Genomic DNA, 24,525 nt, shown 5'->3' on the forward strand with positions numbered 1-24,525 from the left:
TTCAATGATTGTACTATAAATAAAAAATCAGCTTCGTTCATGTCGCCAACGACTTCGTCTGTTGCGCAAAAATGCTAAAAAATCATATGACTTTTTAGCATTTTTTCTCACTTCTTCTTTTTCTTTTTATTATAATCAGTTTTTTTTGATTTTTGTGTCTTAGGAGGCCCTTCATTTTTATAAATATTTTTACCACCCTTAAATGCCATTCCTAGTCCAAACATTGCTGGTAATAAAAATAATGGCATTTGTTTCAAAAATATTAAACTAGATACAAAAATTAGTATTCCTAAAACACTTAGCCATACATTAATTTTATACCATCTCTCCAACTAACCCCCCCATATAAATGTTTTTATTTAATTTCTACATTTATATTTTATTACCTTTATTTATATACTTAAAATATATATATATTATAAATATCGTTCTAAAATTATAGCTCTTATACTTTCGTATTTTATATAATCAGGTAATACTTTTTTTATTGCACTTATTTTATCATCTCCAAATTTATCAATTGCATCTAATATCATTTCTTTTTCATCTTTAGTATAGAATTTTTTAGTATCTATATTAAATTTAATTATATTGCTTTGCTTTAAATAATCACAAACATATCCTAGTGCAGTTGATGTTGATATTTCAATTTCTTCACATACATTCTTGATTTGCATGCCTTGATTTAATAAATCAAGTACAATTTCATCATTTTTTCTATTATCTCCATCAAGTATTAATTTAAGTCTTTTTTTATACTCCCATTTTGATACTATATTATTTTCTTCGATATATTCTCTTACTATATTTATAATATCATCTCCATACTTATCTATTTTAACTGTACCAATTCCACCAATATCCTTTAATTGTTCTTCATCTAATGGATACCTACCACTTATTTCTTTAAGAGTATTTGCACTCAATATCATGTATGGTAATACGCCTTCAAGTTTAGATATACTTGCCCTCAAGTTTTTTAACTTTTCATATAACTTTAAATCTGTATTAACTTCAAAAAACTCATCATTTTTAATTTTAGTATCAACATCACTGCTTGCCTTTTGTTTTAATAACTCCTTCTTATTTATATTTTTTTCTTCTATATAAAATTGTATAACTTTTTCAAATTGATGACCATATCTATCATATTTAATTTCTCCAACACCAGATATGCTAAGCATTTCATCCTTACTAGTTGAATATGTGCTAGCCATATTTTTAAGTGTCGCATCTCCAAATACCATATATGGAGCTATATTACTTTGTCTTGCTATCTCACTTCTAAGTTCTACTAATCTTTCATACAATTCATTTTCAACATATCTAGATTTTGTAACTTTAGATTCTTTAAATTCAACTTTAATTTTTTTCTTTATTACCTTCATAGACTGTTCATTTAATCTTATAGTGGGATAGCTTCCTCTTGCACCTAAATTTTCTACAACTTCTAAGAATCCATGAGCTACTAATGTATTTATAAATGTTTTTAAATCCTCAGTTGAATATTCTTTCATAATTCCGTATGTAGTAAGAGTATTAAATCCTTGTTCTATTACTTTTTTATTTTTAGAGCCCCTAAGTACATCTATAATCATAGTTGCACCAAATCCTCTTTTCATTCTTGCTATACAAGATATTACTTTTTGAGCATCTAATGTTTTATCTACTATTTCACCTTCATTTAAACAATTACTACAGTTATTACAATCTTCTTTTTTATCTTCTCCAAAATAATTTAATATACTTTTTCTGTAGCATCCATTGCTATAAACTAAATCTACCATTTGTTGAAGTTTTTTGTATTGAATTTTTTTCCTTTCAGGATTTTCTATTCCTACTTCAACTAAATACTTTTGTGTATGTATATCACCCGGAGTAAATAATAATACACATTCACTAGGATCACCATCTCTACCAGCTCTTCCTATTTCTTGATAGTAATTTTCCACACTTTGAGGCATATTGTAGTGTATTACCCACCTTATATTTGGTTTATCTATCCCCATACCAAAAGCATTTGTCGCAACAATTATTTTTATATCATCATTTATAAACTTTTCTTGATTTTCTTTTCTAGTCTCATCATTTAATCCTGCATGATACTTAGATATAGAGTAATTTCTTTTTAGTAAACCCTCATATATACTATCAACTTCTTTTCTAGTCGCTGCATATATAATTCCACTTTCACCCTTATGATTTTCTACATAATCCAATAAATATCTATTTTTAGATGATGATTTAACTATATTAATAGATAAATTTTCTCTATCAAATCCTGTTATATAAATTGCAGGATCTTCTAAACTTAATATATTTATAATATCATATCTGACTTCATCACTTGCAGTTGCTGTAAATGCAGTTACTATAGGCCTTTTATCCAAGCTTTTTATAAAACTTGGTATTCTTTTATAACTTTTTCTAAAATCATGCCCCCAACTTGATATACAGTGGGCTTCATCTATTGCTACCTGAGCTATATTTTTATTTTTTATTAAATTTATAAACTCTAAATTATCAAGTCTTTCAGGTGCTACATATAGTAGTTTGTATTTATCATTATCTATATTATCTAATATTTGACTATACTCGTTATTTGAAAGCGAACTGTTTATAAGTTCTGCTTCTATTCCCATAGTTTTTAATGTATCAACTTGGTCTTTCATTAACGATATTAATGGAGAAATGACTATGGTTATTCCATCCAAGCAAAGTGCTGGAATTTGATAACAAATAGATTTTCCTCCACCTGTTGGCATTATTGCTAATACATCATTTTTACTAACTATCGAATTTATAATTTGTTCTTGTCCATTTCTAAAACTTGTGTATCCATAGTACTTATATAGTATCTCTAAAGGTTTTACATTCATCTATACTCTCCTTAAAAATCATTATTCTATGTAATTATAATCATGTTTATATTTTATAATTCATTATTTATCTATATTATCATAATTCACTTTAATGCTTCTACTTACCAATCTTCAAATTTTCATAAATTTTACTTGCTAATAATTTTTATCTCTGATATGTCTTAAATAAAATACATTGTTTTTATTTATATATAAACAAGTAGTTATAACAATTTTAAATTTTATACATTTTATATTATATATTCAAATATATAATAACATCTATGAACTATTGTACATATAGGAGGCTTTTATGAATTCTAAAAATATATATGGTTTAACTCAAGAAAAATACAATTTAATAAAAAAATATTCACTTACTCTAAATGATGATTTAATTTGGGAATTTCACCATGATAAATACCATACAATAAAATATTTCACTAATAAATTTGCTATAAAACATTCTACCTTGGCTCTTTTATTTAATATTCATAGATTATGCTATGCAAAAATAAAATATTTTGAAAAAAATTTTAATAAATTTAAACCTTACAAATATGACTATAAAATTGGATTTCATGAGTGCGAGCTATTTGACATGGAATTTATCTTACATATACCGAGCAATATAATTATTGACTTAAGAAATCTTCAATCTATAAAAGATATTAATGAGTTCAAGAAGTTCTGTAACTACCTAGAAACATTTGAAGACTCCCATTAAATGAGAGCCTTCAAACATAATTATTCTATCCTATTTTTGTATTATCTTCTTTTCCATTCCAACATTCAACATTTTCTAGACCAGGTATTTTACTTGCATCAAATACTGGGTCTTTTATACCATTTTTCTTTTGTAATGTATAGTCTTCCAGTGCTATAAATGCATATTTACCTAATAATGATATTGCTATTAAGTTTATTATAGCCATAAGCCCCATAAATACATCTGCTAAATCCCAAACAATTTGAACTTTAGTTAACGACCCAAATAATACCATGCATACCACTAATACTCTAAATATATTTAATATTATTTTATTTAATTTTATAAACTCCATATTTGATTGACCATAATAATAGTTACCTACTATAGAACTAAATGCAAATAAGAATATACAAACTGCTATAAATATATTTCCTACAGGACCTATATGAGCTGTTAAAGCCGCTTGAGTTAGTTCTATTCCTGTTAACCCAGTTTCCATATACGTAGGGTATAAAAGAACTATAAACGCAGTACAACTACATATAACTATAGTATCTGTAAATACACCTAATGACTGAATTAGACCTTGTTTTACAGGATGAGATGTATCTGCTGTTGCAGCTGCATTAGGAGCTGAACCCATACCAGCTTCATTCGAGAATAAACCTCTTTTAATACCAGTTAACATCATTCCTCCCATAGTACCCATTGTAACTTCTCTAACTCCAAATGCACTTTCGAATATTAACTTAAATACTCCTGGTAATTGAGTTATGTTAGATATCATTATAAATATTGCAACTAATATATATAATCCTGCAAGAATTGGAACTATTACCTCAGAAACCTTTGCTATTCTATGAACACCACCAAATATGACAAAAGCTGTTAAAATTGATACTATTAACCCTATAGTTAGTTTATCTATCCCAAATGCACTATTAAATGCTGCTGCTACTGTATTTGCTTGCACTGCATTAAATACAAATCCAAAACATATTGTTATTAAAACTGCAAAAGTAATCCCCATCCATCTTTTATTTAAACCTTGCTCCATATAGTATGCAGGTCCACCTCTATACCCATCTGTATCTTTTACTTTAAATATTTGTGCTAAAGTACTTTCCACAAAACTTGATGCCGACCCTATAATCGCTATTAACCACATCCAAAAAATTGCACCTGGCCCTCCGCTTACTATAGCTATGGCTATTCCAGCTATATTCCCAGTTCCAACTCTTGATGCTGTACTTATACAGAACGCTTGGAATGAGGAAACTTTTCCTTCTGTTTTATTATCCTTTGATGCTCCATCTCCTAAAAGTCTAAACATCTCTTTAAAATATCTAAATTGTACAAATTTTGTTTTAAATGTAAAATACAATCCTAATGTTATTAACATCGCTATTAATATATACGACCATAAAAAAGTATTTATACTGTCTATCATTTTTAATAATATTTCCATGTTTAATTCCTCCTCCATTTTTAATTAAAATTCTAACGAAAAATTTTTATTTATTTTTTCAAATAATTGATTAATTAGTATATTGAAAATTATATTAACTTATTTTTCATTATAAAGCTTATTTAAATCTTTTTCAATAGTAAAAATGAATAATTTTTTTTCAATATTTCATTTTTTTATTTTTCCATTCTATTTAGACATATTTAAAATCGTTATCTATCAATGTTATTTTTTTATTTTCACTATATTTTTTTTTGAAATTTTGCATAATAAGTTTATTTTTTAATCATACTTTATTTCAATTATTTAAATTTTAATTAGTAATTTTTCTAACTTTTTACTTTACTTTAATTGCAAATAATACGAAAAAGTACTATTATTTATTTATTGAACAAATTAAATAGGGGGGGAGATTTTAATGGGGACTAAGCAAATATTAGCTATTTTAATATTTTTACTAGTTATGATAGCTATTATTTCAGAAAAAATTAACCGCTGTGTTGCAGCTTTAGGCGGTGCACTTCTTATGATATTATTTAATATACTTCCTTTAGAAGTAAGCTTACATCATGTTGATTTTAATACAATAGGTGTATTAATAGGTATGATGATTTTTGTTTCGGTGGTAAAAAATTCAGGATTGTTTGAGTATATAGCTATATATACTGCTAAAAAAGCTAAAGGCGATCCTTGGAAAATAATGATTAGCTTTGTAGTTATAACTGCAATTTTATCTGCAGTCTTAGATAACGTTACTACAGTGCTATTAATAGGACCTATGACTATAGTTATAACTCAAATTTTAGATATCAATCCTATTCCATTTTTGATAACTCAGATTTTAGCATCTAACATTGGAGGAACATCTACTTTAATAGGAGATCCTCCTAATATTATGATTGGTAGTGCTGCAAACCTTAGTTTCATGGATTTTGTTATTAACTTAGGACCGATAGTTGTTGCATTATTAGTAATTTTAATAATATGTTTTAAATATATATATAAAAATAGTCTTATAGTCGATAATGAAAATAAAGGTGCTATATTAAAACTTGATGAGCATAAAGCTATAAAAGATAGGCCACTTCTGATAAAAAGCTTATTTGTAATGTTTTTTATTTTACTAGGATTTAGTTTACACAATGTAATTCATATAGAATCTAGTATCGTAGCTCTTACAGGTGCAACTGTAATGCTTTTAATTGGTAAACAAGATATCGATGACATCTTAGCAAGTATTGAATGGTCTACAATAGTATTTTTTACAGGATTATTTGTAATTGTAGGTGGGCTTCAAGAAGTCGGTATTATAAATCAACTGGCTACATTTATAATATCTGCAACATCTGGTCATCCAGTATTTACAATGCTTATAATACTTTGGTTATCAGCTATAGTTTCTTCATTCTTGGATAACATTCCTTTTGTAGCAACATTAATACCACTTATTTTAACAATGGAGACTCAAGGAATTAATGTTATGCCTCTCTGGTGGGCAACATCTCTAGGAGCATGTTTAGGAGGTAATGGTACTTTAATAGGAGCTTCCGCTAATATAGTTTTGGCTAATGTAGGACAAAAGCATGGCTATCCAATTACATTTAAAGATTATTTTAAAATTGGATTTCCTATTATGATTTTAACAATAATGGTATCTACATTATATTTACTTATAAAATTTTAATATTTTAGAAAGGTGATGCTTTATGAATGTAAATAGTGCTCAAGGTGATGCTATAGAAACTTTATTACGCCAAATGGGAGCTTATGACATAGTTAAAGTTAGAGGTTTGCTATATTTCATGAAATTCAAATTAAATGATAAATTTGAAATTTCTTATTCTTATAATATAAATGCTAAAAAACAATACTTTTTGCAGCGCATTAAACCTTATCCAATTCCTCAAGGTGTGTTCTCAGATGAATACGAAGTAGTGTCATTTATAACTAAAGATTTAAAAAAATTTAATAATGCTATGAACAGCAGTAATTTCAATTTATTTTTAGATGTTACTAAAAAAGTAAATTCTATAACATCTAAAATGGAAGATTTATTTTTAAATTATAATGTAGATAAAAATGAGTTTTTAAGACTTAATAAAGAGCTTGATGATATAGTAAATGAAATTAAATTTTCTAAAGATAAAACAAAAAGACTCTAGGAATACCCTAGAGTCTTTTTGTTTTTATTGTTGCTGTTGTTTTTTTTGTTCTATTCTTAATTTATCTAAATATGCTACAGCATTTAACGCCGCTATTTGCCCTTGACCAGCTGATTTTATATAAGAGTAAGGCTTACCTACACAATCACCTGCGGCGAAACAGCCTTCAATACTAGTCTTCATATTAATATCTACTTTAATGTGAGGACCATCAGTTTCTATACCTGGTACTAATGATTTTGGGGATGCACTATCTTTTATTACAAATACACCATCTACATCTATTTCTTTTTCTTTAAATGCAACCTTATTTACAAGATTATCTCCGTGTATTTGAACTGGCCTATCATTTATAACTTCAATTGAGCTATCTAAATCATTTGAAGATCGCATTAATCCTTCATTTTTATACATAGGAATAAAGTATGTTTTTGATGCTATTTCATTTAAGAAATTTGCTTCTTCCTCTGATTCTTTGTTATATCCTATTATAGCGACTTTTTTGTCTCTATATAAAGGAGCATCACAAGTTGCACAATATCCTACGCCTCTTCCTAAGAATTCTTCTTCTCCTTTTATAGGCTTTCCATATTCTACTCCCGTTGCTAGTATGACTGTTGTTGCTTCATACATTTCATCTCCTGACATTAGTGCAAAATAATCACCCATTGCATAGACATTATTTATTTTTTTTTGACTTATATCTATACCCATACTGTCTATATGCTCTTTAAATTTATTTTTTAATTCATCTCCACTAATCTCGAAGAAACCTAAATAGTTATCAATTGATGGTGCTTTTATTAGTTTATTGCTTAAATTTTCATTTCCAAACACTATAACATTTTTATTTCTTATTTTTCCATTTATTGCAGCTGATAGTCCTGCTGGTCCACTACCAACTATTGCTATATCATATCTCATTTTAATCACCTATTTTTATAAATATGCTTTAACCTTATCCTTTATTTTTTCTTTTGGCATAAATCCTACTAATGATTCAACTGGTTTTCCATCTTTAAATATCATCATTGTTGGTACTGTTGATATATTGAATTGTTGAGCTATTTCTAAACTTTGGTCTATATCAATCTTTACAAACCTTGCTTCATTTTTCATTTCTTCTCCTAATGATTCAAACACTGGCGCCAACATTTTACAAGGACCACACCATGTTGCATAGAAATCAACAACAACTAATCCTTCTCCATTTTCTACGTCCCCTCTGAATTGTGAAGTATTTATAACTTTAGCCATATATTTTGCCCTCCTAAATATTCTATAATCTATACTATGTATTATGATATAATATAGTTATTACTTCTTTTATTATATTATAATACTTTATTTATTAATATCTGTTTATATGTATACCCCTAGCCAGTAAATCTAAACATTATTTGTTACGAATTGTTAAATTAAATTTCGTAAACTCATTTATCTTTGATTTCACATTAATATCTATTCCCAAACTTGTAGATAGCATCTTTGCAATAGACAATCCAATGCCAGAACCATCAATATCTTTATTTCTAACACTTTCGCTTCTAAAAAATCTATCAAATATATGAGGTATTTCATTACATTTGATTCCTATACCACTATCTTCAATACTTATTACAATATCACTTCCTTCTTCCATCAAATTTATAACTATACTATCATTTTTATTAGTGTATTTAAATGCATTATCTATAAATATTAAAATTAATTGCCTTAGTTTATTTTTATCTGTAATAACTATTTTATTCTCTACATTTAAATTTATAGAAAATTCCTTACTTTGTATTTCAGCTATATCTAAATAATCATCACTTATTTCTTTTATTAATTGTTCAATATTTACTTCCTCTTTATTTAAAGTTGCTATTGAATCTTCTTTAGTAAGGCATAATAAATCATTTATCATCTTTTTTATTCTTCTAGTTTCTTTCATAGCATCAGCAATCAATTCAACTTCATCGCTTATTGTGCTATTTGGACTTCTTAGCATACTTTCTAATTTAGATGAAACTATTGCTATAGGAGTTCTAAGCTCATGAGATGCATCCTGTACAAATTTAGCTTGATTATTCCATGAATTCTCTATAGGTATTAGTGCTTTTTTAGTTAAATAAAGTGCAACAAAATAAGTTATAATAATTGCCATTATTATACCAATAACAAAGACATATATTAATTGCTTAAATGAATTTATTTGTGCATCTATATTTCTTATTATTTGTATTTTATATTTACCTATTTCTAAACTTAACTCCCTGAAGGTGTATCCATTTTCAGTATATGTAAAAAAACTATTTTTTTTATTTTCTCTAACCTTTGGTAACATGTCTTCAAAATATCCATTTCTAGTATAATACTTTACTTGGTCACCTTCATAAACATATACCATGTTACTTGGGTCATTTAAAACTATAGGAGAAAACATTGCACTGCTCGTTAATTGTACAGTAATATTTTCTAACTCATCTTTTAAATTTTTGTCAACACTATTATATGTAAGACCCTTAAAATACGAATATATAAATATGGAAAATATAACAAAAAAGCTTATAACTACAGCTATGTTTATTTTAATTAAACTAGACTTGGTTTTACTAAACACATTTTTATTTATCATCAAAAATATACCCTACTCTACGTTTTGTTTTTATATACTTATCATACCCATATTTACTTAATTTTTTCCTTAAATTACTTACATAAACTTCAACAATTTCTATAGTTGCATCCGAGTCAATTCCCCAAATTCTATCATATATTTGTTCTTTAAGTAAAATACACCCTTTATTTATTAAAAAGTATTCTAATAAATTAAATTGTTTATTTTGAAGAGATATTTCTTCATTATTAATAAATGCAGCTTTTTTGTTTGTATCTATATATAAGTCCTTAAATATAATTCCATTTTTACTTTTTATTTTTCCGTTTGTTCTAAGTATTGCATAACTTCTTGCAATTAATTCTTCCATATAAAAAGGCTTTGTTAAGTAATCATTTGCACCTATTTCAAAAGCACTTACTTTATCATCTAAACTTTCTTTAGCTGTTAATATTAACACTGGTGTATTTATATCATTTTCCCTTATATGTTTTAATATTTCAATTCCTGAAATATTAGGTAGCATCCAGTCCAGTATTAATAAATCGTATATATTTTGATTTATTAAATATAAAGCATTGTCTCCGTCCTCACAACTTTCTATTTCAAAATGTTTACTCATTTCATTACTAATACTCTCTAAAAGACTTCTATTGTCTTCTACTATTAATATTTTCACTCTCATCCCCCTTTTCTTTTTTTATTTTTATTATACAACATAAAAAGCTCGATGTATTATCTAATTATAATTAGTAAATACATCGAGCTAACTACTTTTACTATTGATTTTCATAAGTTATATTTGCCTTATATTCTAAACTAGATAAGTCACTATACATATCAATGTCATTACATTGCCCAGTATAAGAACACCCTTTCATTTGATTTAAAGCTGAAAAATAACAACTAACTATGTCTGTAGGATCCGTATAATTTTTATACATTCCTACATAGCTTTTTTCTCGTTTTTTGCTTTTCCATTTCATATGAAATCCTTCTTTCATTAAATAATGCTTTTCAAACTATTGTAATTTATTTTGATTGTAGCTATTAATTATGTTTATGAATTCATCCATAGTTAAATTAGAATCTAATTTGTTTAACATTTCATTATAATACCAATTTGCAAACTCTGGGTCTGCTAGTGTTGCATTCATTTTTTCAAAATCTAAATTCCCTTGGTTTAAGTTATTTTCATTCATTTTTACCACCCCTTAATTAATATTTATTATTCATCATAAATATATGATTTATACATCCAAAATCCTCCTAAGTAATAATTATTTATTTATTTTAACTCTATGAGATTTAAGATCAATATCTATAGTAGCTTTTTCTTTTACATCATCATAGCTATACCCTAATATCTTTAATTTGTCTGCATTACTTGAAACAGCTACTTCCATTTCTATTTCTTCTTCTGGTTTTAAAACATTATATGCAGGTAAATGATTTACTGTTATATATTCTCCATCTCTTTTTAATTCCCCTATTTTTAAAGAGATATTTCCTAAATCTTTTTCTGATGAATTTTTTATTTTTATCATATATGTACTTGCATCTTCTGTTTCATTTTCTTTATAAATTTCAGATAATGCTAGTACTTCATAGGGTTTACTATTTTCTACTTTACTTACATTTTCTTTTATTTTAGCAGAATCTTTTTTTAAATTTACAATTACAGAAGTTCCTTCTGTTTCATAACCATAAGATACTACCTTTACACTATTTGCATACTCTTTATGTGGAAATGATACAGTTGATAAATCTCCAGGTAATAATGTTAAATCTAAAAATGTCTGAGAGTTAGATATAACATTACCATTTTTATCAATTTCTTCATATCCCATCCATATATTACTTACATAAAAATTTGCTTTATTTTCTATTTTAGTTATTGTACTATTTTCATCTAAATTAGATACATTAGTAATCTCTGTATTCTCTATTTTAATTGCTCTTGCATTTTCTTGATTTATTTTTATACTTGATATAGTGTTTTTGAGTTCTTCTTTTTTACTTACTTCTTTTTCACACCCACTCAACCCTATAATACTACTTAACAAGACTACTAATAAATATGACTTTTTTGAAATTCTCATTATTTCTTAACTCCTCATATTTAAATATTAATATAATTATATTCTCATTTTGCAAGAAATTCATTATATTTTTCATTTTAAATTATTTTTTATAATAAATGTTTATATTCGCTCATAAAATCTTTAAGCGCCTGAGTGATTATCTCTTGTTTTGTAAATTGAGAGTTACTGCATAATCTTTCAAATTCTTCCCATATACTTTTTTCAACTCTTATACTTGCAGACTTAAGCTCTTTTAATTCTTTTTTTTCTATATTTATATCTTTTTTTGATACTATTTTTTTAGGTTTTAAGCTTTTATAGTCTTTGACTTGTAAGTACCAATCATATACTTCACATAGTTTATCTAGATCTTCAGTTGTTATATTAATTTTTCTATCTTTTTTGGGCTTTGTAGTTATTTTTTTATTTTCTTTTAACTTTGTAGTTGTTTTTGTAAGAACATTTTTTTTATTTTCTTTATTTTCTCCATCTATCTTTGATGATCTACTTTTTTTAATCTCTGGCTCAGACTTTTTCTTTTTACTTTCTTCTTTTTTTATTTCTTTAAATGCTATTTGACTTGCCTCACTATCTTCTTTTAACTTATACTTTCCATTTTCTAATTTATATCCATTTTTATTTAAAAATGCTCTAAGGGTCTTAGGCATTATACCTATTTCTTTTGATATATTTTCAAACTCCATTTCTTTCTCTTGAAGTTCGATAAACTTTTTTAATCTTTCATTACCTTTCATTTATTTCCTCCATAAAAATTTAATGTCTATTTTACTTATTGTATCACAATATTGATTTTTGCACAAAATCACTCTATTTGTATAAGGATTACTTGGTTTTATAACTATCAAAACTATAAATAAAATATCAAATATTTTATTTATGTTAGTATAATAATTTATACAAAAAACTGGCCTAGTGTATATAAAAATACGTTAGGCCAGCTTTTTATTCTCCTACACCAAAATCAGTATTATTATATAATACTTCAATCTTAGGATTTTGATCTAAATAACTATATTTATCTATAAACCACTTAACTAATTCATCATCTCTTTTCAATTTAGAGCTATTATTTACAAAAACATTTATAGTTGCATGGTTAAAATTATTAATAACTATCTCCATATCCTCGTCTATCATTTCTTTGGTTTGTCCTTTTATACCAACCATCATACAAGGAGAATCAAAGTACTCTTTTAGTTCTTCAATAGTTTTAAATTTAGCATTTTTATTCAAAAACTCATTTCTAAACTTATAATCAAAACTCTCAACACCTATTTTAAATATTATAGGAATTCCAAAAAACTCTCTCATTTTCTTTACTTTATTTTTATAACACCAATGACTTTCTAAAAATAGCTTTTCTATCTTTTTTTCTATTATTATTTCCTTTATTTTTTCCAATGTTTCTTCAGGAAGTTCAAAACAGCTGCCTGAATTAATAACTTCTAATACCTTATACTTACCTGATATATTCTCTAAAACTTCAAAGTTAATTTTATTTATTTCCTCCTTAGATGTAGAGTTATCTAATATATAATCACAAAAACTACATTTTCCCCATACGCAAGGGAAACCTTTTAATAAAACTATTTCACGTTGATTTTTATTTGTTATTTTGCTGTATCTTTCCATAATATATATCTCCTATCTATTTTGCAGTTATTGATAACATAATATTTTTAGGCAAAGTTTTTAATGCTAATCTTACCATAGTTAAAGCCACTAGTTCATCCATATAATCAGTAAATATTTGAGTTAAAAATACACTAACAACATCGGATATTCCAATTGCTTTTAATATTTGTACTATATAAGATGATCCTGAAGATGTAATACCTCCAAATAAAAATGCTGATATTACTGATCCAACAATAGCTGTGGGAAGTGCATATATAAACACACCTATGGGTGTTTTTCTTCCTTCTAAGAGACCCTTTTTATACACTGCGCCTGCGATTAATCCTGTTGTAATCTGAACAGGTGCGAAGTATATAGAATAAATATCAAATGTTACACCACTTACCACGCTACCTGTAAGACCTGTTAATACTGCATATTTGGGCCCAAGTAAAATTGCTACCATAACTGTACCTATAGAATCTAGATATATTGGTAGTCTTAAATTAAAAGCTATAAAGGCTCCTATTACGTTTAAAGCTACTCCAAATCCTAAAAGTGTGACTATTCTTACATTTGTATTCTTTTGCATTTCATCTCCTCCTTAATTTGTGGTTAAGGAGAACTATATGACTTTAATTCCACTAAAAAAGTCATATCTAAGGATACGACTATATACTGCCACTATATAAATCCCTAGTTTTTTATACTGGGAGTTCTCGAACCAGTCCTAAATAAAAATTATTTATTTAGATTTTCGAATTTATATATTCTCGTAGATTATATCATATTTTTTATTATAGAAAAACAAAAACGAGTTTTACTTAACTATATATAAAGTAATTTCTAATCTATTATTTTTCAATTTATAATTAAACATATTTTATAAAATATTTTTGTGTTTTTTTATCAAATTTTGATATGATATCGTTTTTATTATGTTTTTTTTAATCATATTTTAATATAAAATTTCAAAACAAGTTCAAAATACCTTTCTTAATATTAGTATTCTAACAATCGGCTGTATAACTGCTTTATAAAGTAATTTTAAAGCAAAAAATGAATTGATTTTCCTGTTTTTTTTAAGTCTCAGAAAACTTTTTCTTAAAAAAAATAAATTTTTATCAATAAAAGTGTTTACTTTTGTCGAAGTTTGTTCTATAATTGTAATTAATCTAATCAATTGTTTGAAAAATGCAAACAAGGAAAACACTACCAAAAGGTAGTAGTCTATTTACATTTTTAGGAGGAAAAGAAATTATGGCACAAATTCTTATGGGTACTGGCTTATTATTAGTAGTACTGGCATTATTCACATTATTCAGTTACAAAGCGCCTCAAGGTATGAAGGCGATGGGTGCATTAGCAAGTGCAGCTTGCGCAAGTTTCTTAGTTGAAGCTTTCCATGCTTCATTATTTGGACAGCAAATGGGTATAGATTTCTTAGCTCAAGTTGGTGGAGCTAACGGTTCTTTAGGTGGTGTAGCTGCTGGGATATTAGTTCCTTTAGCTTTAGGAGTATCTCCTGTATACGCTGTTTTAGTTGGTTTATCAGTTTCAGGATTCGGTATATTACCAGGATTCGTTGCTGGATATTTAATATCATTTGTTGTTAAGTTCTTAGAGGAAAAAGTTCCTGCTGGACTTGACTTAATAGTTATAATATTAGTTGCTGCTCCACTTTCAAGAGCAATCGCTATGGGTATGGATCCAGTAGTAAACGGAACATTAAAGCAAATAGGACAAGTTTTAATACAAGCATCTAGTGGTTCTGGATTAACTTCTCAAATAATTATGGGTATAATATTAGGTGGAATAATAACAGTTGTTGCTACAGCTCCATTATCTTCAATGGCCTTAACAGCTATAATATCATTAACTGGTACTCCAATGGCTATCGGTGCTTTAGCAGTATTCGGTTCTTCTTTCATGAACTTTGTATTCTTCTCAAAGATGAAATTTGGTTCAAAGAAAGATACGATATCTGTTGCTATAGAACCTTTAACACAATCAGATATAATATCTGCTAACCCAATTCCAGTATTCGTTACTAACTTTATAGGTGGTGCATTATCTGGATTAGTAGTTGCTTTAGTAAGTTATTTTGTATCTCCAATAACTATCAGTCAACCTGGTTTAGCAACTCCTATAGCTGGTTTTGCAGTTGCAGTTGGACAAAACGGAACACCTGCTTTAATAGCTGCTGCTGGTTGTATAGTAGTAAGTGTTGCTGCTGGTTTATTAGGACATGCAATGTTCAAAAACTACAGTATAAAAACTGCGGATGAGATAAGAGGAACTAAAGAAGATTCTACTCAAGCAGCTTAATATAAAAAAAGAATGTAGATAATCTACATTCTTTTTTATTGCTATATCCTAATACTAAAAACCAATGAAAAAGGAGTATTATCATAAATTTATGATAATACTCCTTTTTCATTGGTGCGGATGAAGGGAGTCGAACCCCCACGCCATAGGCGCCAGATCCTAAGTCTGGTGCGTCTGCCAATTCCGCCACATCCGCGAAAACATTTACTACTATTTAAGTATAATTATATCTTATATAATATGCAATATATTTTTATAACTTTTATATCATCTAACTACTTTTCTTGTTAATGTCCCTATACCTAATCCCATCATTACAACACCAACAAGCATTTCCATATTTGCTACTGTATAAGAAAGCTCTGTCGGCTTTGAATTATTACAACCTACACCAGCAAACATGCCTACACTTAAATTTATTGATTCATTTAAATCTTTAAAAAACTTCCATATACTCCATGTATTTATGTTACTTAATGTATATCTAACTATTTCTCCATCTAAATCCATACCAGTTATTAAATATATTATCGAAAATATAAAAATTATTCCTAGTGATGACAAAACACAAAACCATGGTCTTTCTCCATAACCACATAAAAGCCAATATAAATAGGAACCTATTTTAGGCATGATATTCAAACATTTTCTCTCTGTACATTTTCCTAAGTAATAATACTCTCCAAAATTATTGTTTAAAGTATTCTCTTTAAACTTATTTGCAAGGCTTTCATATGTCATATAGATTCCTTCATATTCTTCCTTATCTTTTACCCTCGGTTCAATTTTATCAAAAAATGTTTTTTCATCAAATTTGGTTTTATATTTATCATCAAACTGAATATCTTCTATATAACATTCATATGTCTTAAATCCAGATAAATCACTATCAACAATATCTATAACACTCAACTCACTATGCATCACTATTACATTATTCATTGCCGTTAGCTCTATTGATGTATTTCTTATTTTACATTTTTCAAAAATCAAATATGAATTATCACAATTTAAGAACTTAGAATAAATTTCACACTTATAAAAAATACAACTTAAATTGTCTTTTTTATTTAATGCAGGAAGTTTCTCACTCTCTTCTTTCACAAATCTACAATTTTCAAATACTACTCCTCCACCATTAAAAATACACTCTTCAAATGTGCATCCTATAAATCTACATTCTTTAAACTTAACATTTCTAAAACTACAACCTATAAATTTAGAACAAATTATATCTAAACTCTCAACATTCATAAAATTATCTTCATCATATAATCCTTTTTTACCAATAAGTTCATTTTCAATTTTATTATAACTATAAGTTGAATCTGGAACATATCCAGTTAAGTCAACTTTCTGCTTAACTATATCAATATATAACTTCTCGTTATTCTTCTTTCTTTTTTCTAACTGTTCTTCTAACACCGCTTTTTCTTCTTTAAAATTTATATAAGCCATAATATAACCCCTTCTATAGAATTAATCACATAATAATATTATTTATATTTAATTTTTTATGTTACTAAAAATAAACGTAACTAAATTGTTACGCTTATTTTGTATATTTCTATTATTTTCAATTTTAATTATATTATTCTATTACTTTTTAATTTATATCTTCTATAATTTCAACAATCTCTTCAGCTTCAACTTTTTTTCCAAATATTTGAACTCCTATAAATATTGCAAATAATGCTATCGGTAATACTATATATATTGGTAATCCTAATCCTGCAGGAATATATCCAAATAATATAGTTATAGCAGCCACAAATAGTGCATATGGCATTTGAGTTTTAACATGGTCTATATGATTACATCCTGCCCCCATAGAAGATAAAATTGTTGTATCTGATATAGGAGAACAATGATCTCCAAATATAGCACCTGTCAAAACTGCACTTGTTGTAACTATTATAAATGACATTTCTGGATTTATAGAATGTGCTAAAGGTACTGCAAGCGGCATAAGTATACCCATAGTACCATAAGCTGTCCCTGTAGCAAATGATATAACTGCACCTAATATAAATATAATACTTGGTAATAAGAAATACGGTAAAGACCCTGATAGCAATGTTACTAAATATTTAGCAGTCCCTAACTCTTTTATTACTGAACTTAAAGACCATGCTAATATTAATATAACACCTGTCATTAATAGACCTTTCATTCCATCTAGCCAGGCTTCTATTGCCTCTGATATTGTAAATATTTTCTTAGAAACGGCCATCGCTATACCAACTATACTAGCAAATAAAGCTGATTGGAATAATGCTACTGATGCATCTGAAGCACTAAAAGCTTCCTTTATAGCTTCAAATGAAAATGGAGAATTTGTAAATAGCTGTATTAATGTTTGATCCTCACCGCTAATTATAGAACTATATCCACTATAATAAAAAGAAATTAACGCTGTTATTATTAAAGTTCCTATAGGTATTATTGCATTCCATATACTTAATTTTACACCTTCTTTAGGTTCTAAGTCTGACTTTTCTTTATCATCTATAATATCACCATTTAGATTGTTAACTTTTTCTGATCTTGCTCTTAATTCAGCATCTCTCATTGGCCCAAAATCCTTTGCTAAAAGTGCAGTTATTACTATAAAAGCTAAAATTAGTATATTGTAAAATCTAAATGGTATAGTATTTAAAAATATACCAAATGCATCTGCATTTATACCTATTCCTGTGAAAGCATCATTTATAAGTCCAACTTCAAGTCCTATCCATGTAGATATTATTGCAAGTCCGGCTATTGGAGCTGCTGTTGCATCTATTATAAAAGCTAATCTCTCTCTTGATATCTTCATTTTATCTGCCACAGGTCTCATTATTGGACCTACTATTAATGAATTTGCATAATCATCAAAGAATACTAAAAGCCCTAAAAACCAAGTTATAAGTTGAGTTCCTTTTCCTGTTTTTGCTCTTTTAGCTAGCGCTTCTGCTATAGCTTTAGCTCCACCCATCTTTGCAACAAGATTTATAACTCCACCTATTGCTAAAACTTGAAGTATTATACCTGCATTCCAAGGGTCAGCTAGAGAGTTTAAAGCTCTATTTACTAAATCTAAAAAAGCTTGTATTAATGCTGAAAATACATTACTGCCGGATATATTTATTATAAAGCTACCTGATAAAATCCCTAAAAATAAAGATACTACAACATTTTTAGTTAAAAAAGCTAATACTATAGCTATAACTGGCGGCAATAAAGTTACTAATTGAAACTTTTGAGCATTGATAGTAGCTTGATCTACCTCTCCTGCAAATACTAATGGTGACGATAAAATTAACATAATTACTGTTACTAATATTAATCTAAATTTTCTATTATTCATAAAACATATCCTCCTTAATTTTTATTGTGAATATGGAGGGTAATAAAAAAGCCTTGAGTTTACACTCAAGGCTTTTTTTCATTTACATAGTTTATTTAAAATTTGGATTAATCTATGCGCGCAACAAATTTTAAATATAGCAGTACTATATAGTCCTACTGTATTGTAAAAATTCCTTAAATGTAGCTCCCCACAAAACAAGTTTGTGACAGTTATGCATATATTTTATGCATACCCAGCAATATAACTTTAAAGCATTAGTTATAAGCTTCGGCGATAGTTCCTTTCCTAATAAATCATTGTGCTTACCTCATTATTAGTACTTATAAATATCGCAGCCTCTACCCTTTTTTTATTCACTTTTGTTTTACTTATTAATCATTATAGATTAACTTATTTATTTTATCAACCATTTTTTTAAATTTTTGTTAAATTCTAAAAATAATATATATTTACTTTTTTTTACATCATATGATACTATTTGATTAATTAAATAATATAAATCTAGGGGGATGACTATGTTATTAATTTATAACGATAAAACTAATCCATACTTTAACCTTGCTATGGAAGAATATTTTCTAAAAAACTTCTGTGATGATATATTTATTTTATGGAGAAATGAGCCATCAATCATTGTAGGAAAAAATCAAAACACATTATCAGAAATAAATATTGAATATGTAAAAGAAAATAATATTCCTGTCGTAAGAAGGCAATCTGGAGGTGGAGCTGTTTTTCATGATTTAGGAAATATTAACTTTACATTTATAGCTAATGATAAAAAAGGATTTAGTGATTTCAAAAGATTTACACAACCAATAATAAATTTATTAAGAACTTTAGATATTGATGCTACTTTTTCTGGTAGAAATGATTTATTAATAAACGGTAAAAAATTTTCAGGTAATGCACAGTACAACTATAAAAATAGAGTCATGCATCACGGTACATTATTGTTTTCATCTCAGATTTCAGACCTTTCAAATGCCTTAAAGGTAAAACCAATAAAATTTGAAGGCAAAGGTATAAAAAGTGTAAAATCAAGAGTAACTAATATAAGAGAGCACTTGAAAAAAGATATATCTATTTTAGAATTTAAAGATTTAATTATAAATTATGTATTAAATACTAATAGCAATAATAAAACATATAATTTAACAAATAATGATGTTGATAATATCTGGTTATTAGCTAACAATAAATATAACTCTTGGGAATGGAATTTTGGAAACTCTCCTAAATATAGTTTAACTAATCAATTAAAATACTCTGGCGGAAATGTGGAGTTCAATCTTAATGTTGAAAAGGGAATTATAAAAAATATTAAATTCTTTGGTGATTTTTTTGGTGAATCTGATGTTTCTTGTATAGAGGATTTATTAGTTGGGGTAAAACATGATGGAGATAGTATAAAAAATGCATTAAATCTAATTGATATAAACAATTATTTTTTGGGTGCAAATATAGAAATACTATTATCTGGTATTTTAGGAGTTAAATAAAAAGAGCTAATTTAAGCTCTTTTTTATTTTTTAAAAAGTTATCGTTATCCAAGTGTATTCATTTTTATTTTTTAAAGTTAAACTTATATATTTTTTATTTTATTTATGTTTTCAATACGTTCAACATTATTTTTTAACGTTTCATGACTTTTGTACTTATTTTTATTATTTACTTTTATATCGTTTATTTATATAATCTTTATTATAAACATATTATTTACTAACCTTTAAGGAGATTATCTTATGAAAAAATATAGTTATAAAGAGATTCAAATGATATATGGAAAAATAAGTCCTTTTGAATTTAAGGATAGATTAATAGATTTAGCAAAATACAATTCAAATAAAAATAACATGCCTTTACTCGATGCCGGTCGTGGAAACCCTAACTGGACTGCTGCTACACCTAGAGAAGCATTTTTTACATTTGGGCAGTTTGCGGTTAATGAAACTCGTTTAAACTGGGATTTAGGAAATTTAGCAGGTATGCCTCAAAAAACTGGTATATGTGATAGATTTTATAATTATGTAAGTGAAAATAAAACTATGCCCGGTGCTGAATTGTTAAAGAAGATAGTTAATTACGGTATAAACGAATTAAATTTTAATGGTGATGATTTTGTTCATGAATTAGCAGATGCTATAATTGGTGATAATTATCCAGTTCCAGATAGAATGTTACCTCATTTAGAAAAAATAGTTCATAATTATTTAGTTCAAGAAATGAAATATAATACTAAATTAGGAGGAGAATTAGATATATTTGCCGTAGAAGGCGCTACAGCCGCAATGTGTTATATATTTGATTCTTTAATGGCTAATGAGCTTTTACGAAAAGGTGATAAAATTGCGTTAATGACACCTATATTTACTCCTTATTTAGAAATACCTCATCTTCCTAGATATGGCTTTGAAGTTATTAATGTAAATGCAGACGAGATCGATGAATATGGAAATCATACTTGGCAATATTCAAAAAAAGAATTAGAAAAACTTAAAGATACATCTATAAAAGCTCTATTTGTGGTTAATCCTAATAATCCAGCATCTATCGCAATAAGCGATAAGTGTGCTACAAATCTTGTTGATGTAGTTAAAAATTATAATAAAGATTTGATGATAATATCTGATGATGTGTATGGTACTTTTGTAAATGAATTTACATCATTAATGTCTAAGCTACCATACAATACTATAGGTGTTTACTCTTACTCTAAGTATTTTGGAGTTACAGGATGGAGATTAGGTACAATGGCTTTACACAAAAACAATGTATTTGATAAAAGAATAAATGATTTAGATGAAGAACTAAAATTGTCTTTAAATAAACGTTATTCTGATATGAGTTTAAATCCATCAACTTTATCATTTATGGATAGAATAGTTGCCGATAGTAGATTAGTTGCTCTTAATCATACAGCAGGTTTATCTACACCACAGCAAGTTCAAATGGCATTTTTCTCTGCATTTGCATTAATTGATAATGAAAATGCATATAAAAAATTAAATATAAGTATTTGCAATAAACGTCATGACTTATTATATAATTCTCTAGGAGTGGTCATTAAAGAGGATAAAAATAATGCTGCTTATTACACTCAATTTGATATAGAAAACTGGGGTAAAATTAATTTTGGAGATAATTTCGTAAAATATTTAAAAGCCCATTATTCTCCTGTAGATGTTTTATATAAATTAGCTAGTAACTACTCAATTGTTTTACTTAGCGGAAGTGGATTTGCTGGTCCTGATTGGTCTATAAGAGTTTCTCTTGCCAATCTTAATGACGAATCTTATTCTAAAATTGGAAAAGCTCTAAAAAATATATTAAATGATTACGTAAATGAATATAAAAACTATATTGAAAATTCATCTAACTTAACTATATAATTTTATACATTACTAAATACTAAATAAGAGGTATAAAGAATAAATATTTATTCTTTATACCTGATTATTATTAATATTTAATTATTTTATTTTCTATAAACATTTGGTGCCATAAACAAAATGCATATATAGACCAAATTTTCCTAGAATTATCTTGATGATTTTTTATATGATTATCCAATAAACTTATCGCATAATTTTTGTTCAATACATCATCTACATCAGCATCATATATAGTTTGCCTAACAATATCACCTAAATCCTCTTTTAGCCAAACTCTAATAGGAGTTGGAAAACCTAATTTTTTCTTTTCAACCATATGTAGAGGTATTATATCCTTAAATGCTTCTCTAAGTAGTACCTTAGTATTAGAATTGCTTATTTTTTGATCGATTTTTAAATGTTTTGCTAATTCTAGTACTTCTTTATCTAGAAAAGGAACTCTAAGTTCTATAGATTGAGCCATAGACATTTTGTCTGCTTTTTGAAGTATATCCCCTTCTAACCATGTATTAACATCCACATGCTGCATTGTAGTTACATAATCATAATTATTAATTCTAGCTTCTTCATATATAGAAGAAAGTATTTTTTGATATTCATTATTTTCACTGTAATTTTTTACTATTTTTTTCACTTCATCATTTTCAAATATCTTTGCATTTCCAATGTATCTATCTTCTAATGGCGTTGTTGCTCTATATAAATAGCTCTTACCTCTTATGTTTGGCATTACACTAGCTACTCCATTTAGAGCCTTTTTGATACCTCTAGGCATATTTAATATAGGCTTTACACTATTATACTCTTTATATATATTATAACCACCAAAAAGTTCATCTGCTCCTTCACCTGACAAAACTACTGTAGCATGTTTTTTAGCTTCTTTTGATAAAAAATATATCCCAACTTGAGATGGATCAGCTACTGGATCATCTAAATGATAAAAAACTTCTGGCAATGACTTTATATAATCTTGTTGGGTAACATTAATATCTATATTTTCTATACCTAAAACTCTAGCAGTTTTTTTAGCAACCTCTATTTCATCATATCCTTGTATTCCAAATCCAACTGAAAAAGATTTAATATTTGGATTCACATGAGATGCTATTGTTGCTACTATAGTAGAATCTATTCCACCAGATAAAAATGTACCAACTTCTACATGTGCACCCATATGATGCTTTATTGAATCTACTACAACTTCTTTGACATCATTTGCTGTAATGTTTTTTTTAGGTATAAAGTCTACTTTATAATATTTTTTAAGTTCAAGTTTTCCATCCTTTACTGTAAATGAATATCCTGGTGGAATTAATTTAATATCTTTTATCATTGTATTTTCTAATGGAACATACTGAAATGAAAGATAGTTTTGAAGACTTTTTTCATTTAAATTTATCTCATCTAACAAATTTACTATTGCTTTATACTCAGAAGAAAAAGCTATAAAATCAGAGTTATCCACATAGTATAAAGGTTTTATGCCAAAATGATCTCTAGCACCAAATAGTAAATTTCTTTTTTCATCATAAATTATAAACGAAAACATTCCCCTTAAATTTTCTACACACTTTTCTTTATTCTCAATATAAGAAGTTAACAAAACTTCAGTATCACAGTTTGTTTTAAATTCATATCCCTTCTCAATTAAATTACTTCTTAAAATATTATGATTATATATTTCACCATTAAAAATAATAGTATTATTATTTTTTTCAAATGGTTGACTTCCATTTTCTAAGTCTAATATACTCAATCTTTTAAATGCAAATTCTATATTGTCTTTTTTATATATACCAGTATGGTTAGGCCCTCTGTGATTAATATTTTCTACTAATTTCTCTATCTCTAAATTTTTATTCCTATTTTTATAATATATTGAAACGTGTCCGCACATAAGTTTATTATTCCTCCTACTAT

General features: G+C 26.9%; 22 protein-coding genes, 1 tRNA gene and 2 riboswitches. Of the genes, 6 read left to right on the forward strand and 17 right to left on the reverse strand.

The features are described from left to right. Positions 1–107 precede the first annotated feature (107 nt). Complete coding sequence (locus tag NWE74_RS06460) at positions 108–332, reverse strand: hypothetical protein (RefSeq protein WP_258242406.1); 225 nt, start codon at positions 330–332, stop codon at positions 108–110. 84 nt (positions 333–416) lie between these two features. Then, positions 417–2,879 (reverse strand): DNA helicase RecQ, encoded by a 2,463-nt coding sequence (recQ, locus tag NWE74_RS06465; RefSeq protein ID WP_258242407.1) that lies wholly within the window; start codon positions 2,877–2,879, stop codon positions 417–419. A 295-nt stretch (positions 2,880–3,174) separates the two neighbouring features. Between recQ and NWE74_RS06470 the strand changes: the two genes are divergently transcribed. Further along, a complete protein-coding gene (locus NWE74_RS06470) occupies positions 3,175–3,588 on the forward strand; it encodes a hypothetical protein (protein WP_258242408.1) in 414 nt (137 codons plus the stop codon). A 25-nt stretch (positions 3,589–3,613) separates the two neighbouring features. Here NWE74_RS06470 and NWE74_RS06475 read toward each other — a convergent pair whose 3' ends face one another. Beyond that, the gene (locus tag NWE74_RS06475; protein WP_258242409.1) at positions 3,614–5,041 is read right to left on the reverse strand and encodes an alanine/glycine:cation symporter family protein; all 1,428 of its coding nucleotides are present in this window, start codon (positions 5,039–5,041) and stop codon (positions 3,614–3,616) included. A 418-nt stretch (positions 5,042–5,459) separates the two neighbouring features. Between NWE74_RS06475 and NWE74_RS06480 the strand changes: the two genes are divergently transcribed. Further along, the gene (locus NWE74_RS06480) at positions 5,460–6,725 is read left to right on the forward strand and encodes an ArsB/NhaD family transporter (protein ID WP_258242410.1); all 1,266 of its coding nucleotides are present in this window, start codon (positions 5,460–5,462) and stop codon (positions 6,723–6,725) included. A gap of 22 nt (positions 6,726–6,747) precedes the next feature. Next, complete coding sequence (locus tag NWE74_RS06485) at positions 6,748–7,203, forward strand: hypothetical protein (protein ID WP_258242411.1); 456 nt, start codon at positions 6,748–6,750, stop codon at positions 7,201–7,203. 24 nt (positions 7,204–7,227) lie between these two features. Here the strand turns inward: NWE74_RS06485 and NWE74_RS06490 are convergent, their stop codons facing one another. The 10 genes from NWE74_RS06490 to NWE74_RS06535 all read right to left on the reverse strand — a co-directional run bounded on the left by NWE74_RS06490 (position 7,228) and on the right by NWE74_RS06535 (position 14,119). Next, on the reverse strand, positions 7,228–8,127 hold the full coding sequence (locus NWE74_RS06490; RefSeq protein ID WP_258242412.1) for an NAD(P)/FAD-dependent oxidoreductase: 900 nt from the start codon (positions 8,125–8,127) through the stop codon (positions 7,228–7,230). A gap of 15 nt (positions 8,128–8,142) precedes the next feature. Then, positions 8,143–8,460: a thioredoxin gene (trxA, locus tag NWE74_RS06495; protein WP_258242413.1), complete on the reverse strand. Its 318-nt coding sequence runs from the start codon at positions 8,458–8,460 to the stop codon at positions 8,143–8,145. Positions 8,461–8,599: 139 nt separating this feature from the next. After that, positions 8,600–9,823 carry a sensor histidine kinase gene (locus tag NWE74_RS06500; RefSeq protein WP_258242414.1) on the reverse strand — a complete coding sequence of 408 codons (1,224 nt, stop codon included), beginning with the start codon at positions 9,821–9,823 and terminating at the stop codon, positions 8,600–8,602. Then, a complete protein-coding gene (locus NWE74_RS06505) occupies positions 9,813–10,484 on the reverse strand; it encodes a response regulator transcription factor (protein ID WP_258242415.1) in 672 nt (223 codons plus the stop codon). Before NWE74_RS06505 ends, NWE74_RS06500 begins: the two co-directional genes overlap by 11 nt. Before the next feature lie 100 nt (positions 10,485–10,584). Beyond that, complete coding sequence (locus NWE74_RS06510) at positions 10,585–10,791, reverse strand: hypothetical protein (RefSeq protein ID WP_258242416.1); 207 nt, start codon at positions 10,789–10,791, stop codon at positions 10,585–10,587. Positions 10,792–10,827: 36 nt separating this feature from the next. Further along, positions 10,828–11,007: a hypothetical protein gene (locus NWE74_RS06515; RefSeq protein WP_092724370.1), complete on the reverse strand. Its 180-nt coding sequence runs from the start codon at positions 11,005–11,007 to the stop codon at positions 10,828–10,830. A 78-nt stretch (positions 11,008–11,085) separates the two neighbouring features. Continuing rightward, on the reverse strand, positions 11,086–11,907 hold the full coding sequence (locus NWE74_RS06520; protein ID WP_258242417.1) for a hypothetical protein: 822 nt from the start codon (positions 11,905–11,907) through the stop codon (positions 11,086–11,088). 89 nt (positions 11,908–11,996) lie between these two features. Beyond that, positions 11,997–12,644, reverse strand: a complete 648-nt coding sequence (locus tag NWE74_RS06525) for a DNA-binding protein (RefSeq protein ID WP_258242418.1) — start codon at positions 12,642–12,644, stop codon at positions 11,997–11,999. Positions 12,645–12,852: 208 nt separating this feature from the next. Then, entirely contained in the window at positions 12,853–13,542 is a 690-nt protein-coding gene (locus tag NWE74_RS06530) for a radical SAM protein (RefSeq protein WP_258242419.1), read from the reverse strand. 16 nt (positions 13,543–13,558) lie between these two features. Further along, on the reverse strand, positions 13,559–14,119 hold the full coding sequence (locus tag NWE74_RS06535; RefSeq protein ID WP_258242420.1) for an ECF transporter S component: 561 nt from the start codon (positions 14,117–14,119) through the stop codon (positions 13,559–13,561). A gap of 98 nt (positions 14,120–14,217) precedes the next feature. Further along, positions 14,218–14,261: riboswitch (PreQ1 riboswitch) on the reverse strand. A 526-nt stretch (positions 14,262–14,787) separates the two neighbouring features. Here NWE74_RS06535 and NWE74_RS06540 point away from each other — a divergent pair. Next, positions 14,788–15,855, forward strand: a complete 1,068-nt coding sequence (locus NWE74_RS06540; protein WP_258242421.1) for a PTS sugar transporter subunit IIC — start codon at positions 14,788–14,790, stop codon at positions 15,853–15,855. A gap of 112 nt (positions 15,856–15,967) precedes the next feature. On the opposite strand, the gene NWE74_RS06545 is transcribed toward NWE74_RS06540, so the two are convergent. From NWE74_RS06545 to NWE74_RS06555, 3 genes are all read right to left on the reverse strand, one after another. After that, positions 15,968–16,051, reverse strand: a tRNA-Leu gene (locus NWE74_RS06545). 71 nt (positions 16,052–16,122) lie between these two features. Next, positions 16,123–17,313 (reverse strand): pentapeptide repeat-containing protein, encoded by a 1,191-nt coding sequence (locus tag NWE74_RS06550; protein WP_258242422.1) that lies wholly within the window; start codon positions 17,311–17,313, stop codon positions 16,123–16,125. A 148-nt stretch (positions 17,314–17,461) separates the two neighbouring features. After that, positions 17,462–19,204, reverse strand: a complete 1,743-nt coding sequence (locus NWE74_RS06555) for a Na+/H+ antiporter NhaC family protein (RefSeq protein WP_258242423.1) — start codon at positions 19,202–19,204, stop codon at positions 17,462–17,464. A gap of 175 nt (positions 19,205–19,379) precedes the next feature. Continuing rightward, positions 19,380–19,556: riboswitch (Lysine riboswitch) on the reverse strand. Between the two features lie 166 nt (positions 19,557–19,722). Between NWE74_RS06555 and NWE74_RS06560 the strand changes: the two genes are divergently transcribed. After that, positions 19,723–20,709, forward strand: a complete 987-nt coding sequence (locus tag NWE74_RS06560) for a lipoate--protein ligase (RefSeq protein WP_258242424.1) — start codon at positions 19,723–19,725, stop codon at positions 20,707–20,709. A gap of 243 nt (positions 20,710–20,952) precedes the next feature. After that, positions 20,953–22,599 carry an aspartate 4-decarboxylase gene (gene aspD / locus NWE74_RS06565; protein WP_258242425.1) on the forward strand — a complete coding sequence of 549 codons (1,647 nt, stop codon included), beginning with the start codon at positions 20,953–20,955 and terminating at the stop codon, positions 22,597–22,599. Between the two features lie 70 nt (positions 22,600–22,669). Here aspD and asnB read toward each other — a convergent pair whose 3' ends face one another. After that, complete coding sequence (gene asnB / locus NWE74_RS06570; protein WP_258242426.1) at positions 22,670–24,502, reverse strand: asparagine synthase (glutamine-hydrolyzing); 1,833 nt, start codon at positions 24,500–24,502, stop codon at positions 22,670–22,672. Positions 24,503–24,525 lie beyond the last annotated feature (23 nt).

The sequence above is a fragment of the Romboutsia lituseburensis genome (assembly GCF_024723825.1).
Taxonomy (GTDB): Bacteria; Bacillota; Clostridia; order Peptostreptococcales; family Peptostreptococcaceae; genus Romboutsia_F; species Romboutsia_F lituseburensis_A.